Source organism: Chitinophaga agri (assembly GCF_010093065.1).
In the GTDB taxonomy this organism is placed as follows: Bacteria; Bacteroidota; Bacteroidia; order Chitinophagales; family Chitinophagaceae; genus Chitinophaga; species Chitinophaga agri.
The window spans coordinates 6,738,574-6,754,538 of record NZ_CP048113.1; the positions used below are offsets into that span (position 1 = coordinate 6,738,574).

Sequence of the window (15,965 nt, forward strand, 5' to 3'; positions counted from 1 at the left end):
CCAAAAAGCTAAACACAATTTTATGGCCATTGTAGAACTGGTAATGCCCAAAATGGGGGAAAGTATTATGGAAGCCACCATATTACGCTGGCATAAGAAGCCGGGAGATCAGGTAAAATCTGATGAGACCGTGCTTGAAATTGCCACTGATAAGGTGGACAGTGAAGTACCTTCTATTGCTGATGGGGTGATTACCGAGATACTCTACGCAGAAAATGACGTGGTACCTGTAGGTACTGTCATTGCACGTATCAACACTACTGCTGATGCCGGCTTCGCAACAACTGCACCGGTAGCTCCTGCGGTTGCACAAACGGCTCCTGCCGCTACACCGGTAGAAGCACCTGTTGCCACGCCTGAACCGGCAAGCGCTCCTTACGAAGCACAATTCGTGACCAGCGGTGCCCGTTTCTATTCTCCACTGGTGCTGACGATCGCACAACAGGAAGGCATCAGTTTCGCCGAATTGGAAAAAATACCAGGTACCGGTAATGAAGGCCGTGTTACCAAGAAAGATATGCTGAGCTTCCTCGAAGCGAAGAACAAAGGACTGGTGCCCTCAGCTGCACCCGTTCCACAGGAAGCACCTGCAGCACAACCGGTTAGCCAGCCCGTTGCCACTGCTACACCAACTGCTGCGCCAACTGCTACGCCGGCACCCACCAACGGTGTTTCTGCCACTCCGGCTCCACAGCCGGTACAGGCTACACAAGCGCCGATCAGCATGGGCAGCTACACGGGTACTTTTGAAATTATCGAAATGGACCGTATGCGTAAACTGATCGCAGAACATATGGTCCGTAGTAAACATACTTCTCCGCACGTTACCAGCTTCGCAGAAGCGGATGTAACCAACATGGTAAAATGGCGTGATCAGATTAAAAAGGATTTTGAGAAAAGAGAAGGTGAGAAGATCACGTTCACTCCACTCTTTATCGAAGCAGTGGTGAGATGTATCAAGAAATATCCGTTGCTTAACAGCTCTCTGGATGGTGACAAGATCATAATGAAAAGGGATATCAATGTCGGTATGGCAACTGCTTTACCGTCCGGTAACCTGATCGTTCCGGTGATCCGTAATGCTGATATGCTGAATCTGGTAGGTCTTACCCGTCAGGTAAATCATCTTGCGAATGCTGCGCGTAATAATCGCCTGAAACCAGATGATACTCAGGGGGGTACGATCACACTGACCAACGTTGGCAGCTTCGGTAGTCTTGCGGGAACGCCTATCATTAACCAGCCGCAGGTAGCGATCCTCGCGGTGGGTGCGATCAAGAAACGCCCGGTGGTGATCGAGACCGTTCATGGCGATACTATTGCTATCCGTCATATGATGTACCTATCTATGTCTTATGATCACCGTATTATTGACGGTGCGTTGGGTTCTACTTTCCTGAGCGCTGTGGCACAGGAGTTGGAGAATTTCAATCCGGAGAGAGAATATTAATAGTTAGTTTGGATAATATTGATAAGAGGTCGTTCAGCTATAAGCGAACGGCCTCTTTTTTTGCTGTTAACTATATAAGAGGTCGAAACTACGATCAGCCCCCGAAAACAGCAGGGTATAAAAATAAAAAGAGCTCCTGTAAGGAGCTCTCTTCAATTTCTTGACCGTGATAAGCTTGGCCAACAGAATTAATAACGACCACGGCCGCCGCCGCCGCCGTATCCGCCGCCACCGCGGTTTCCACCAAATCCACCACCTCTTGAGTTATTATTCGGTTGTTTAGGTCTTGCTTCGTTAACCATCAATTGTTTGCCTTCGATTTCAGTACCGTTCAAACTATCCATAGCCTTGCTTCCCTCTTCCTGGTTGGGCATTTCCACGAATCCGAAACCGCGTGAACGGCCAGTCTCGTGGTCCTTGATAATTTTAGCAGAAGTAACCTCGCCAAATTCGCTGAATATCTGGTGAAGGTCTGCATCGTTCAACCTGTAGTGCAGGTTGGCTACGTAAATGTTCATGACTAAAAAATTAAAAAAATGAAAAATAATATTGAAGATAAAGAAATAAGTTCAATAATAACATCGCGCCCAGAAATAATTTAATAAACAAAACATACTGGTAACACTTACCAGAATTACTACTTACATTTTATGGATTCCTGCAGCTTTTTTTGTAAATTAATAGTAAAATCCCATTAAATTAAATTCGTATGAGTAGCCTGAGCGAGACGTGGTTTGCGGACGGTTATATCGACTTTGAGCAGAAAAAGTATACTTTATTAGCCTATCTGCAGCAAATAACCCGCTATTTCAATCAAAACAAGCTGTATCCGCAGCTGTCTGACATTATTTTCCATTATAATAACCTGGTGGCTTTCAAGGATAACAAGCAATTTCTGCAACAACAGTTCCCTAAACGCCTGACAGCGATCAACATGGAGCGTCTGCAATTATTGTATGAACAGATCGTTGCCGATGATGAACTCATGCAGGAGCTGGAAACTATTATCCAGTACGCTATTCATAAAATGAACGGCGCTATCCGCGAAGGCACTGAGATCTATGAGTTTGTGGAAGATAGTCTGAGTATTTCTCCTGTCGGACTCATCCCGCTGGATACCCAGGAAGGTTATCTGATGCTGTGTGATGGCAGCTTCAGAGAAGTTGTGGTGTACGAATACCGGTTGAGCATCTTCGAACGGCATGATGAAAAATACAGAGGGATCCATACCCATTACCTGGATACTTTTACCAAAGACCTCGTTCATACCTGTGAACACATTAAAACAACGCTGATCCGCAAGTACAAAAAACTGCCGAATCCGGCGGTATACCGCGTTGATACAAATCTCGTGTTCCCGGTAAATGAGACGTTGCTGCCAATCGCCAAACGCTCACTGGTAAAATACATCGCCACAAATGCGGCTTAGGTGGCCCATGTGCAAAGCCCCGGTTGTTATAGCAAAATGCCATAACAACCGGTATATGACTAGTTCAATAATACGGGTGCACTGCTTCCAAAGATGACTTCTACTTCGTGATCCTGTAAGAATGGCTGGTAGTATTGACGGATGATCTTCGTCAGTTTTTCCTTTGACTGATTTATGTACAATTGATTGTTTTCCAGCTGTGCACGTGAGGTCTGATACAGTTTCTTCTGCACATCTGTATACGTCTCGTCATCCTGTGTCAGGAACCAGCCTTTCCGGTTGGACGTTTCCATTTTATCTACCTTCAGTTCATAACTCAGCAGTTTGGGCTGAGGGATATTGACAGTGATCTTCTTGTCAGATACCGTTACCTTAAAGTTTTTGTCATCTGCATTGATGCCATATTTCGCCAGGTAAGGAACGGACACCCAGATCGTATTTTCCAGGAATGCCTTTTTCAGATTGGTCGTCCATTCACCATCATCTGTTACATTACTGCGTTTGATAGACGCGTTTCCCTGTACTTCCAGACTAGCCAGCTCCGAGATTTCCCTTACGATCAGACTGTTGGAGAGGATATTCTGATTCACACTTTTGCTGCCAAACTGTTTACCCAGCCAGAAAAGAAGGATAGCCACAGCGATAATAAAAACGAAACGAAAAAATCTTTTCATAACGCAAAGCGATAGTTACTGCGGACGATCATCTGTACAGACGAAAGCCCAGGTGACAATGTTTTGTTAGTAATAATGTATACAATGGTCTGCAAACAGCAGGCCACTGGCCGGACAACGTTCCGGCAGGATGTTGTGTCTTCTTATTATAAGTTGTAACTCATACAGTAATACCCCGACGATAACAGCGAATATAATATTTATGCCGGATAGTCCCTACTGATTGCTGTTCACCGGACTATATCAGCTGTGTACCAATGAGGCAATCAGCTCCGCATGCTGAGGATATACGGCCCCCAGTCCGTCTTTCGTGGCCAGTTCAAAATCAGCGAAGTCAAACCCCGGCGCTACTGTACAGCCAACAAGTGCAAACCCACCCGGTATTGTTACCCTTGACGCAAACCAGTGTCCGGCTTTGATGACCAGCTGCGGTTGCTCGCCGTCTTCAATATTAAGTCCCAGTTTATGTACTGTCAGCACGCCCGCAGGATCTATATCATAAATGGCCAGTGCATGTCCATCATAAAAATGCCACATCTCATCTGCCGCAATACGATGGAAGGCAGAGAATTCACCATGCTCGAGCAAGAAATAGATCCCGGTAGATGCCTGCCGGTCTCCTTTCATGGCAGGAGGTAATTCACTTTGCCTGAATTGCCAGGAAGAACGGTAGGTCTCGCGGAAAGCACCTCCTTCCACATGTGATTGTAAGTTGAGATGTTCGCGCCAGTAGGACGCAGGGTGTCTTGGGTTGTACATATCACAAAAGAAAGAAAATAGCACGAAATGAAAAAGCCGTCCTGTAAACAGGGCGGCTCTCTTATTTTTCATTTTTAGTCAGCGTCTGTTTATGCTACGGCTACAGGTCTTGCTACCGGCATTTGCGCGATCGCAGTCTCCTGATTCAGTATCGGCGGCTCTCCTTTAAAGAAAAGGAAGTCCTGTGTGAATAAAGCCTGGCTATAGTAATCGTTGTTCGTGATAAACGTCTGCCACTCTTCTACATTCATTTGCTGCATATGACGCATCGCATCTCTGAAACGCAGCATTCTTGCAAATAACTGCGGAGTTAAACCAATCACTTCCATAAACTTCCGCTCCATGGTATGACGGGAAACTTTGAATTTCTTCGTCAACCATTCAATATTCGTATACCCCTGTGTGCTGATAATGTAATCTGCAATTTCATCCACCTGTTTCAGGTTGTGCGGGTGTGTGCACATCATGTTGGTGAAGGCGTCATCCAATACCGCATCCAGGGTCGTAATGTCATTGTGTGCCGCCAGCTTGCCTGTCAGCTTAGACCAGCATTCGCGGTCCTGCTTCAGTAAGTCACGGTAATAATTGTTGAATGAGGACATGTCAAGTCCTGCCAGTTTATAACAGCCATATGCATTCAGCTGTACCACCGTCATTTTCACAGGGCCCTTTACCATAATCTGATGATGACAGGTAAAATGTCCCACTATCGATGCCTGTGGTAATGTAAAAGATGCATGCAGCGTAGGCTGGAAGATCACTTCCCCTTCTTCGAGGAACACCATGTACAGGTCTCCCAGAGAAAAAAGGTTCTGCGGCAGATTGATCAGTCCCGGATTCGCGCTTTGTAAATGATAATACTGCTTAACATAGGGTGCCAGCGAAGTTGCCGGTTGGTAGATACGGAAATTCATAGGAACACGTATAAGGTTATCAGATAATCAAAACATCCACAATGTCGGCTAGGTCTTCAATTTCAATACAAACATAACAGTTTGAAGGTATATAAAAAAAATTAATTTGATTAGGTTGAATAACAGTTGATTGCGTCAGAGAAATTGGGGATGGAAACCTACCATCCCCAGTTTCGGCCTTTCTCCGTCGCAGGTATACCCACCTGCATCCACTCCGGTGCTGGTGCGTTTTTCAGGAAATGGTCGAAAAACTGCTGCTCGCGACGCTGAATATCTTTTCTGTTCTGACGCTGTACCAGGTTATGGGCTTCATTGTTATAATTCAGCATCCATACTGGTTTACCCAGTCTGCGCAAACCGGTGAACAGTTCAATACCCTGATACCAGGGTACTGCACCATCTGCATCATTACTCATAATTGCCAGTGGTGTCGTGACTTTCGGTAAATGGAACAACGGAGAGTTTTCAATATATAGCTCCGGCTTTTCCCATAGCGTAGCGCCGATGCGGCTTTGTGAACGTTCGTACTGGAACTGACGGTTCATGCCACTCTCCCAGCGGATACCGCCATAGGCACTGGTCATATTCGCCACCGGCGCACCTGCCCACGCTGCCTTAAATAAAGAAGTTTGGGTGATGAGATACGCCACCTGGTAGCCGCCCCAGCTCTGTCCCTGTATACCCATGTTCAGACTATCTGCCCACGGATGCGCCGCTAAGGCTCTTGCACCACTCACGACATAGTCGTACGCTCCCTGACCCGGATGACCATTTTCATAGCTGATATCCGGCGCCAGTACCAGATAGCCACGGCTTACGAAGAACGAAATATTTAAACGCGATGGGGTAGGAGCTGGTGGTATATAATTATACAGTCCTTCTGATAATTTCTCATAGAAATATAACAGTACCGGGTATTTCTTCGTGCTGTCAAAATCAGCCGGTTTATACAGGATGCCCTCTGCAGGCTTACCATTGTAAGCGGTCCATTTAAACAGTTCTGCTGTTCCCCAGTTATATTCCTGTTGCTGCGGATTGATATGACTGATCTGCTCCGCATTATTCAGGGAAGTACCAGTGTACACGTCCGGCGATAATACATAACTGGCTTTGGTGAACAGGTAGTTATCTGCGTTTTCTGCCTTTACAGGGTCACCAAAAGTATAGGGGCCCATTACTACCAGTGTAGGTTTTACAGGCGCTTTTTTGAATGTGCTCGCTGTTGTATAGAAGCCATTCTCTTTCGTCGTTTCGTTGAACGTTTCCAGTAACAGTGTCTGTCCTGGTGTGAAGAAACGCTCTTCTTTATTCAACTGTACATAACGGAAACGTAATTTCTGCTCGCGGCCGTATCCTGCGGTTAACAGCTGTGGTGCTGCCTTTCCGGAAGGATCCACCTGCCAGATGTCATAGCGGTCGTAGATGTAAACTGCCCTGTCGCCTTCCAGCCAGCCTGCTATGCCGTATGGGCTGGGTTGATCGGGATGATCATCATCTTCTTCAGATAATGACACCGGTATTTTCGCCGTGATATTACGGGTAATGCCAGTAGCCGTTTCATAAGCATACCATTGTTTTTCCTTCAGGTTATACCAGGTGATATAATTGCCTTTCGGAGAAATACGGCTGATGCTATCTATATTGGTCTGCAATAGTTTCCTGTTCCCATTTTCCATATGCACGAGGTAAGACGTCTTCAGCGTATTACCTGTCCACTGTGCGGATACACGCTGTCCCTTATCTGTATACCCTACTGCATACGGACTGTTACCACGATCGGCCACAGTGACATACTCCATGTCTTTATCTGCCAGCTGCAGGATCTTTTCAGAACCGGTATAGTATACCGCCTGATAGCTTCTCTTTAGTTCTCTGTCGAGGTTTTTCAGCTGCATTGGTTGCAGATAGTCGTCCAGATAGTTCCAGACGTCTACTTTCGCTACTTCGAAATCTACAATATTCGTATCTCTTGCTGGCTGGATCGGTGCGGTACCAAAGAACAGCCGTTCTCCATTTTCGCTGAACCATGCCTTGCCATCCGGGCTTACGGACCAGTTATCAGGGAAGGCTTTCGTCGTCCTGTCTGCAATGATCTTTGCAGTATCCTGTCCGGTACGATAATAATACAGCGAATAAAAATGCTGTAATGCTTTTACGCTGTCGCGTGAGCTGCACCATGCCAGCTGTGTACCTTTCTCATCAAAGGTGAACTGTTTTCGCTGCGCTGTACCACGACTGAGGGTATCTTTCTTGCCGTTTGTTATCTGCCATAGCAGGACTGCTCCGCGGGATAGCGAATCTTTTTTGTCAGCCACGATCTCTGCTAAAAGGTGATTACCGGGTTTGCTGATCTGATAATCCTGGACATTACGGATGGTATCGGCCGATTGTTTATGCAGATAGTGGATCACCAGGTTACCGCTGGTCGTATCTGCCTGTGGTTTTTCTTTCAGATAAACCAATACGCCACTGCCTTTTTCAGGGGTTTTGAATGACCTTACAGCAGGTACTTTATAGATATTATCATTGCCTAATGTCACGATACCCATGGAGTCTTTGGGCATTTCTGACGGCTTTTTCTTTTTGATCTTCGCCTGCCTCGTCACCGCAAAAGGTGTCTTGATAGCGAATATCGCATAGCGGCTGTCTTCGGTGATAATGGGATTTGCACCGCGTGGTACTTCCAGACTTTTTTTCGTTTTGTTATTGTAGATAACCAGGGTGGCATCGCCTTCCTGTGGTGTGACAGTATACACGGTCCATTGTCCGTTATTACTGATCATCTTACTACCAATGCTCTGCCAGCCATCGTACACGGAATGATCCAGTGGCTTTTTAGCTGGCTGCTGTGCATAGGTTAGCAGGGACAGGCCGGAAAAAGCGGCCATACACATGAGTTGCTTCATGTGGCCAAAATAAAAAAATGTGACTGATTACGTGAAGATTTCCTGATAGACGGTCAAAATCAGGCATGAGCATGCTTCATCGTGCGCGCTACCCTGTTCATCTGCAATGCAACTGATAAAATGATGCAGGCCAGTCCTATATAGAACGCCGATTTCAGTTCACGGTTCTCATGAAAAAGAATAAAGGCGATGATAATACTGTATACCGGCTCCAGGTTAAAGGAGAGGTTCACAGTGAACGGCGATATCTTGGTCAGGGCATTCATCAGCAGCATATACATGCATACGGTACAGGCCCAGGCCAGTATCAGCAGGTAGCTGATGTCACTGAGTGATGGCAGTTCCAGTGGCTGCGGGAAGAAATACAGGTAACCCGGCAACAGGAGGGTGAGTCCCATAAAACCCACCGCCAGTTCATAGAACGTGATAGTGGGTGTATCGTATTTAACGATCAGGCGTTTATTGAAGATGGTGAACAGTGCGGCAAACATCGCTGAGATAATACCCAGTATGATAGCGGTTCTGTAGTTGGTATCAAAGTGGAAGATCAGGAAGATGCCCAGGAGGGTGATACCGCTGAGCAGCAGTTCTGTCTTATCCAGTTTGCCCTTGTTGATCAGTGGATCGAACAGGGCGGTGAAGAGGCTGGTGAGGGCAAAACAGACCACTGCTATAGAGACATTGGAGTACTTGATACTGGCGTAGAAAAATAGCCAGTGCAGTACGACCACCATGCCGGTCAGGCCGATCGGAACGATCTGTTTAAAAGATAGTTTGGTGAGCATACCCTTCCAGCGGAAGAGTATATACAATGTGATAATGGTAAATAATAGTCTGTACCATACCAGCATGCCCTCATTCAGGGTAATTAATTTACCCAATATACCCGTAAAACCTGCCAGAAAAACTGACAGGTGTAATTGCATTAGTGCTTTTTTCATTAATCCGCTTATTCGCTATTTCTTACGCGTCTTTCATACTTGCGGAACAGGCTCTCCCATTGAATTTTGAGTACCCCCAGTATTCCTTCTTTCACGATACCCTTACTCATTTTGGAATATCCTTCTTTACGGTCTTTGAAAGTGATAGGTACTTCTTTTATTTTAAAGCCCAGCTTCCACGCCGTGAATTTCATTTCTATCTGAAAGGCATAACCTACGAACCGGATGGCATCCAGATTAATCGCCTCCAATACTTGTCTTTTGTAGCACACAAAGCCGGCAGTAGCGTCTTTTACCCTGAGCCAGGTCACAAAACGTACATATACAGACGCGCCGTAGGAGAGTACAGCTCTGTCCCATGGCCAGTTTTCAGTTTTACCGCCTTTTACATAGCGGGAACCTACTGATACATCCGCACCTTGTTTGGAACAGGCATCGTACAGCCTGTTTAGGTCGGTTGGATTATGGGAGAAGTCAGCGTCCATTTCGAAAATGTACTGATATCCCTTTTCCAGTGCCCATTTGAAACCGAAGATATAGGCAGTGCCTAATCCCTGTTTACCACTTCTTTCTACCAGGAATAATTCGCCGGAGTGGGACTGCTGCAAATTCCTTACAATATTACCGGTGCCATCGGGCGAACCGTCGTCCACGATCAGTATATGAAAGTTTTGTCGCAGGGCAAAAACCGCGTCAATGATGTTACGGATATTATCCTTCTCATTGTACGTGGGAATTATGACGAGCTTTTCCAATCTAGCAAATTGTTGTTTAGGAGTGCGAAATTAGTGCAAACGCCAGATAAAGTACGGTTTTTACAAATATTAAATCTTTTTTAACATCATACTGTGATAAATCTCTGTGAGTTTCTGCTTCGTATTCAGCGGAAAATCAGCTTTCATCATCCAGTCATAATATTGAGGCTCAATTTTCAGCACGTCTCTTACCGCACGGCCTTTGTATTTACCAAAATTGAACATTTCCACCCCATTCTGCATGACCATTCTTCTCGCAAAGTCCACGTAATCATCTTCTTTGGTAAATTCTGCCAGTGGTGTCACTTCCGCCTGCAGCTGCTCATAACGGCTCAGCTGCGCTTCCAGGATCTCGTAGGTAGCGAGTGCATCTGCTTCTGCGCTGTGTGCGTTCACGAGGTCTTTATCGCAATAGAACTTGTAAGCTGCACTGAGTGTACGTTTTTCCATCAGGTGGAATATTTTCTGTACGTCAATGAATTTACGGTCCTTTACATCAAACTCCAGTCCTGTACGCAGGAACTCTTCTACCAGCAGGGGTATATCAAAACGGTTGGAATTATAACCGGCCAGGTCACAGTTGTCCATGTACTGACGCAGTTCATTCGCACATTGTTTGAAAGTCGGTGCATCCTTCACATCGTCATCGCTGATACCATGAATAGCAGTAGAGGAAGGAGGAATAGGCATGCCAGGGTTGATTCTTTTCACCTTGGACTGTACAGTCTTATCAGGGAACACCTTAACAATAGCAATTTCGATAATACGGTCCGTAGCCACATTGGTACCGGTCGTCTCCAGATCAATTACGGCCAGTGGCCTTTTAAGTTGCAAAGAGGGCATGACTAATTTTTATATATACTTTTTCAGCGAATTTACGTCCAATCCTTCATAATCACCTGAACTCATCATCAGGAGGTTCGCATCCTGATATTCCTGTTTGTCCAGGAATGCGGTCAGGTGTTCCCTGCTGGTGAATATATTCAGGTCCGGGCGGCCAAAGCCCTGTGCTACCACATCAGCTTCCAGTGGTGGCATGCGTTTGATCTCCAGTGCATGTTTGCTGTAAAAGACCACGGCTACATCCGCTTTGTCCATACAGCCCTGGTACTGCACCATGAACTCCGCATTCAGACTACTGTAGGTATGCAGCTCCAGCACCCCGATCAGCTTCCGGTTCGGATACTGGTCGCGCAGCGCGCTGATGGTCGCCTTTACTTTAGAAGGAGCATGGGCAAAGTCACGGTAGATGGCACAATGATCGTTCTTACCTACCAGCTCCAGCCTTTTAGCCGCGCCTTTGAAGGTAGCGATCGCTTTCAGGAATGTTTCATCACTGATACCCAGTTCATTACAAACGAGGCGGGCCGCATGCATGTTCAGCAGATTATGATCGCCGAATACTTCCAGCGCTGATTGCTGATCGCCAAACGTAACGGTTGTTACGCCATTGTCGATCACATGTGGCGGAATATCATAAGGTACCAGTTTCAGGTGAAGCCCTTCAGCCTGCACCAGTTTAACCAGTTCCGGATCGGTATTGTTGTAAATGAGCGTGCTGCCGGCTTTCATCGTGCGGAGGAAAATGGCGAACTGCTCCAGGTAGTTCTCGAAGGTGGGGAACACATTGATATGATCCCAGGCTATACCGGTCAGTACCGCCACGTGTGGATGCAGGAAATGGAACTTGGGCCGCTTTTCAATGATGGAGGCCGGATATTCATCGCCTTCACAAACGATCACAGGGGCATCTGTAATGTTTACAGACTGCGCAAATCCTGCCAGGCGGGCACCCACCAGGTAGTCGAATGCCTGACCTGCCTGCTGCAGCACGTGCATGATCATCGCTGTAGTCGTCGTTTTACCATGACTGCCGCCAACGACCACTCTCTTCTTCTCCAGACTTTCCTGGTATATATACTCAGGGAAAGAATAGATCTTCAGTCCCAGTTCTTTTGCTTTGAGCAGCTCGGGATTGTCTGCGCGGGCATGCATACCCAGGATAACAGCGTCCAGATCAGCCGTGATACGGCTTTCATCCCAACCCATAGATGCCGGTAATATGCCGGCCTGCGCCAGATTGCCCTTTGCAGGCTCATATATCTCGTCATCACTGCCAGTTACCTGGTAACCTTTGATTTTCAGTGCGATAGCTAACTGGTGCATCACACTGCCACCCACGGCGATAAAATGTACTTTTGCCATATAATTTTAGCCAGATACCTGCGTTTTATCTTTATATTTATATGTCTAAGGGAAAAAGGAATGATATTATAGACAAATTCTTTAATATAAATTTTATATTTGCAAAGTAACGTCAAAAATTGGCGATTAAAAAAGTGATATCACCATTCCCTATGAAATTTCATTATTCAACTAAACATCCCTTTATGCAAGTATCTTATCTGAAAGTTTTGGGCGGCGCGTGCCTTTTCTTTATCTTTGCGGCTTTCTTAACTTCTTGTGCATCACAGAATAAGTTGGGTTGTCCGATGAAAATTAGTAAAGTGGCGCACGGGGCAAACGTGAAGGATTGTTAATGAACTGGATAGCACTTACGACTGAGCATCAGTTATCAGAAATAAAAGAATCTTCAGTAACCAGACCGGTAGTTATCTTCAAACACAGTACGCGTTGTTCGATCAGTGCAATGGCGAAAGCCAGGCTGGAGAAAGCTGCTGCTCCGGAAACAATTGACTTTTATTATCTCGATCTCATCAAATTCAGAGACATTTCAAACAGGATCGCAGCAGATTTTAACGTTGAACATGAATCACCGCAAATACTGCTCATCCGCAACGGGGAATGCGTTTACGATGAAAGCCATAGCGGTATCACTATGGACGATATTGTGGATAAGTCTAACTAAGGCAGCATTTTTCGCTATTTATCCAAAGAATTTAGTACCGGCCTTATGGCCGGTATTTTTTTTGACCTAGCTTTGTATCCTATTAAGCTGAGAGAATGAAACATCGTATAGTTGTAGCGGTTACGGGTGCCAGCGGAGCCATCTACGCCAGGCAGTTACTGAATAAATTGCAGGCGGCTTCCGCACAGACGGACCAGGTAGCACTGGTGCTGACCAATAATGCCCGTACCGTATGGCAAACAGAGCTGGGTACAGACGACTACAAACAATTACCTTTTAAGACGTATTCACAACAGGACTTCCATGCGCCCTTCGCCTCAGGCTCCGGCAGGTTCGATACCATGATCATCTGCCCCTGCTCCATGGGCACCCTGGGCCGCATCGCCACCGGTATCTCCAATGACCTGATCACCCGGGCAGCAGACGTTGTCCTGAAAGAAAGAAGAAAACTGATCTGCGTAGTAAGGGAAACCCCCTATAACCTGATGCATATTAAAAATATGATGACGGTGACGGAGGCTGGCGGCATTATCTGCCCTGCCACTCCTTCCTTTTACAGTGTGCCTAAAAGCATAGAAGAGGTGGCGGCTACCGTCGTGGACCGTGTACTGGACCTTGCAGGCATCGAACAACAAACCTTCCGCTGGGGAGGCGATCAGTAATAATATTCACTATCACCAGACACCTCATTTGAATCGCCAATTATATGCAGATAGCCATCATTAACGGACCTAATTTAAATCTCCTGGGAAAACGGGAGCCGGGTATCTATGGAAATGAGTCTTTCGAATCTTATTTCGAAAAACTGAAAGCACAATACCCTAACGTACAGCTGACCTATTTCCAGAGCAATATCGAAGGGGAAATGATCAACCATCTGCATGAAATAGGCTTCTCCTTTGATGGTATCCTGCTGAATGCCGGCGGATACACCCACACCTCCGTGGCACTGCGCGATGCCATCTCCGCTATCAAAACACCGGTACTGGAGGTGCATATCAGTAACATCCACGCCAGAGAAGAGTTCCGCCATAAAAGTATGATCGCACCGGTGTGTGTCGGTAGCATCTGCGGACTGGGAATGAAGGGATATGCGCTGGGGATAGGATATTTTCTTTAGCATCAGGAATTGGAGATCAGGATTAGGAATGTTGCTACAATGATCTCCCATGAATAAAGAGCGCTCATGATTTAACTATCATGAGCGCTCCTGCTTTTATGTAAGTCTGTTATCAGAAAAAATTCCTGATCCCTAATTAACTCACAGGTATTTAAAATTCGTTTTCGGCGTAATGTTCAGCAGCGTCTGATAGATCAGCTGAATAGTGTTCTCAATGTCATCACGTTTGATCATCTCTACCGTCGTATGCATATAACGTAGTGGAATGCTGATCAGTGCTGATGGTGTGCCATCATTAGAATAAGCAAAAGCATCCGTATCGGTACCTGTGCTGCGGCTTACAGCATGACGCTGGAACGGAATATCGTTCTTCTCTGCTGTCCTGATGATCAGATCGCGCAGGATGTTGTGTACCGCCGGACCATATGTGATGCTTGGACCTGATCCGCAACGGATCTCACCTTCAATATTCTTGTTGATCATTGGTGTAGTGGTATCGTGCGTTACGTCCGTAATGATCGCTACATCGGCTTTGATACGTTTAGCGATCATCTCTGCACCACGTAGCCCTACTTCTTCCTGTACCGCGTTTACGATGTACAATCCGAAAGGCAGGGATTGTTTCTTCTCTTTCAGCATACGTGCTACTTCGGCAATCATGAAACCACCGATACGGTTATCCAGTGCACGACAGATAAAGTAGTCGTAGTTCAGCTCTTCAAAGCCATCTTCAAACGTTACCACGCAACCTACATGGATACCCAGGTCTTCCACTTCTTTCCGGTTACGGGCGCCGCAATCCAGGAAGATGTTCTCTACCTTCGGCTGCGGATCTTTTCCCTCCGTACTGCGTAAGCGGGTGTGAATAGCAGGCCAGCCAAACACAGCTTTTACGATGCCTTTTTCTGTATGGATATTTACGCGTTTGGATGGAGCGATCTGCTGATCGGAACCACCATTACGGATAACATATATCAGACCTTCAGGTGAAATGTAATTCACAAACCAGGAGATCTCATCAGCATGCGCTTCAATCACCACTTTAAACGGCGCCTTCGGATTGATGACACCGACTGCCGACCCGTACGCGTCCACAAAATGCTCATCAATATATGGCTGCAGATAGTTCAGCCACATTTTCTGTCCTTCTTTCTCAAATCCGGTTGGAGATGGATTGTTGAGGTAATTCCGGAGGAACGTTAGCGCCTCTTTACTGAGTATGGATTTTTGCTTTTTGGCCATTACTGTAATGTTAATTGTGCTGCAAAAGTAAGTGTTTGGCTGCTTACAGCAAGCCAGGTATTGTCAGAATGAAATGAAGCAGCGAAGAGAGCATCACCATCCCGTCTACAACAAAGTAATAGAAATGATCAGAGCGGTCTTTCAGCGCATATCGTGTAATCAGTGCGGTAATCACCACTGGTGCCAGGAGTATCCCTGTCAGCAGCCAGTTATCGATAGGATAGAGTGCTAATGCAAAGATGGCGGAGAATGCCAGGGAAGCAATATATAATTTTTTGAGATTACGCGTACTCAGCCAGGTGATCAGTGACCGGATACCTTCCTTTTTGTCAGACTCGAGGTCCCTGTAATCAAAAAGGATACACAGGGCATATACGAGGAAGAAGCGGTGCAGGGCAAACCACAGCACATTGTGCGAATAAGGCTGTTGTTCTATCAACAGCGGCAATACGGTAGTTACATAGATCCATACGCTTGTCAGAAAAATAGTCTTTCCAACAGCGATCTTCCGCAGCCATACAAATATCCGCTGTGGCAGTTTAGGTGCAGAATAGAGAAAGGTCAGCACGGCTGCGCCTCCCATAGGCAACCAGTGTTCCCTCAGCAGCCAGAAGCCATACAATGCCCCGATACCACTGATGGCTACCAGTGATAACTGCAGCGTCTTGTGCCTTGCTCCCCATAGGATGCGTTCAGATGTAGAATAGTCTGCCGGAGTGAGATACCAGTGAAAGTTATAGCTGCACATGGTTGCGCAGAACACGAAAGCGTAGTAGGTGTAATTGATCTGCTCAATATGTAAAAGTGCATTTGTCTGCCATATCATCACTATGGCAATACAACCCACATAGATGGAAGAAAAAAGGATAAAATTGAACAAACCACGCATGGCCCAAGATAATTAGG

The 15,965-nt window shown here is 46.2% G+C and carries 16 protein-coding genes; 5 read left to right on the plus strand and 11 right to left on the minus strand.

Annotated features, from left to right (window positions below; translation table 11 throughout):
- Positions 1-22: 22 nt before the first annotated feature.
- Positions 23-1,450, plus strand: a complete 1,428-nt coding sequence (locus GWR21_RS26940) for a dihydrolipoamide acetyltransferase family protein (RefSeq protein WP_162334810.1) — start codon at positions 23-25, stop codon at positions 1,448-1,450.
- Positions 1,451-1,638: 188 nt separating this feature from the next.
- Here the strand turns inward: GWR21_RS26940 and GWR21_RS26945 are convergent, their stop codons facing one another.
- Complete coding sequence (locus GWR21_RS26945; RefSeq protein WP_072361796.1) at positions 1,639-1,968, minus strand: RNA recognition motif domain-containing protein; 330 nt, start codon at positions 1,966-1,968, stop codon at positions 1,639-1,641.
- A gap of 191 nt (positions 1,969-2,159) precedes the next feature.
- Here GWR21_RS26945 and GWR21_RS26950 point away from each other — a divergent pair, with 191 nt between their 5' ends.
- On the plus strand, positions 2,160-2,879 hold the full coding sequence (locus tag GWR21_RS26950) for a hypothetical protein (RefSeq protein ID WP_162334811.1): 720 nt from the start codon (positions 2,160-2,162) through the stop codon (positions 2,877-2,879).
- Positions 2,880-2,938: 59 nt separating this feature from the next.
- On the opposite strand, the gene GWR21_RS26955 is transcribed toward GWR21_RS26950, so the two are convergent.
- From GWR21_RS26955 to GWR21_RS26990, 8 genes are all read right to left on the minus strand, one after another.
- Positions 2,939-3,553 carry a DUF4230 domain-containing protein gene (locus GWR21_RS26955; RefSeq protein WP_162334812.1) on the minus strand — a complete coding sequence of 205 codons (615 nt, stop codon included), beginning with the start codon at positions 3,551-3,553 and terminating at the stop codon, positions 2,939-2,941.
- Between the two features lie 243 nt (positions 3,554-3,796).
- The gene (locus GWR21_RS26960; protein WP_162334813.1) at positions 3,797-4,384 is read right to left on the minus strand and encodes a cupin domain-containing protein; all 588 of its coding nucleotides are present in this window, start codon (positions 4,382-4,384) and stop codon (positions 3,797-3,799) included.
- 17 nt (positions 4,385-4,401) lie between these two features.
- Complete coding sequence (locus GWR21_RS26965; protein WP_162334814.1) at positions 4,402-5,226, minus strand: DUF6597 domain-containing transcriptional factor; 825 nt, start codon at positions 5,224-5,226, stop codon at positions 4,402-4,404.
- 158 nt (positions 5,227-5,384) lie between these two features.
- Positions 5,385-8,132, minus strand: a complete 2,748-nt coding sequence (locus GWR21_RS26970) for an alpha/beta hydrolase family protein (protein WP_238430033.1) — start codon at positions 8,130-8,132, stop codon at positions 5,385-5,387.
- Between the two features lie 59 nt (positions 8,133-8,191).
- Positions 8,192-9,073, minus strand: a complete 882-nt coding sequence (locus GWR21_RS26975; RefSeq protein ID WP_162334815.1) for a DMT family transporter — start codon at positions 9,071-9,073, stop codon at positions 8,192-8,194.
- A gap of 8 nt (positions 9,074-9,081) precedes the next feature.
- Positions 9,082-9,828: a polyprenol monophosphomannose synthase gene (locus GWR21_RS26980; protein ID WP_162334816.1), complete on the minus strand. Its 747-nt coding sequence runs from the start codon at positions 9,826-9,828 to the stop codon at positions 9,082-9,084.
- A 69-nt stretch (positions 9,829-9,897) separates the two neighbouring features.
- Positions 9,898-10,671: a 3'-5' exonuclease gene (locus GWR21_RS26985; RefSeq protein WP_162334817.1), complete on the minus strand. Its 774-nt coding sequence runs from the start codon at positions 10,669-10,671 to the stop codon at positions 9,898-9,900.
- A 9-nt stretch (positions 10,672-10,680) separates the two neighbouring features.
- A complete protein-coding gene (locus tag GWR21_RS26990) occupies positions 10,681-12,033 on the minus strand; it encodes a UDP-N-acetylmuramate--L-alanine ligase (protein WP_162334818.1) in 1,353 nt (450 codons plus the stop codon).
- 334 nt (positions 12,034-12,367) lie between these two features.
- Between GWR21_RS26990 and ytxJ the strand changes: the two genes are divergently transcribed.
- The 3 genes from ytxJ to aroQ all read left to right on the plus strand — a co-directional run bounded on the left by ytxJ (position 12,368) and on the right by aroQ (position 13,817).
- Complete coding sequence (gene ytxJ, locus GWR21_RS26995) at positions 12,368-12,697, plus strand: bacillithiol system redox-active protein YtxJ (RefSeq protein ID WP_162334819.1); 330 nt, start codon at positions 12,368-12,370, stop codon at positions 12,695-12,697.
- Positions 12,698-12,792: 95 nt separating this feature from the next.
- A complete protein-coding gene (locus GWR21_RS27000) occupies positions 12,793-13,359 on the plus strand; it encodes a UbiX family flavin prenyltransferase (protein ID WP_162334820.1) in 567 nt (188 codons plus the stop codon).
- 44 nt (positions 13,360-13,403) lie between these two features.
- Positions 13,404-13,817: a type II 3-dehydroquinate dehydratase gene (gene aroQ, locus GWR21_RS27005; protein ID WP_162334821.1), complete on the plus strand. Its 414-nt coding sequence runs from the start codon at positions 13,404-13,406 to the stop codon at positions 13,815-13,817.
- A gap of 141 nt (positions 13,818-13,958) precedes the next feature.
- Here the strand turns inward: aroQ and GWR21_RS27010 are convergent, their stop codons facing one another.
- Together GWR21_RS27010 and GWR21_RS27015 are read right to left on the minus strand one after the other, a co-directional pair.
- The gene (locus GWR21_RS27010) at positions 13,959-15,059 is read right to left on the minus strand and encodes a M42 family metallopeptidase (protein WP_162334822.1); all 1,101 of its coding nucleotides are present in this window, start codon (positions 15,057-15,059) and stop codon (positions 13,959-13,961) included.
- Between the two features lie 43 nt (positions 15,060-15,102).
- On the minus strand, positions 15,103-15,948 hold the full coding sequence (locus GWR21_RS27015; RefSeq protein WP_162334823.1) for a UbiA prenyltransferase family protein: 846 nt from the start codon (positions 15,946-15,948) through the stop codon (positions 15,103-15,105).
- Positions 15,949-15,965: the final 17 nt, after the last annotated feature.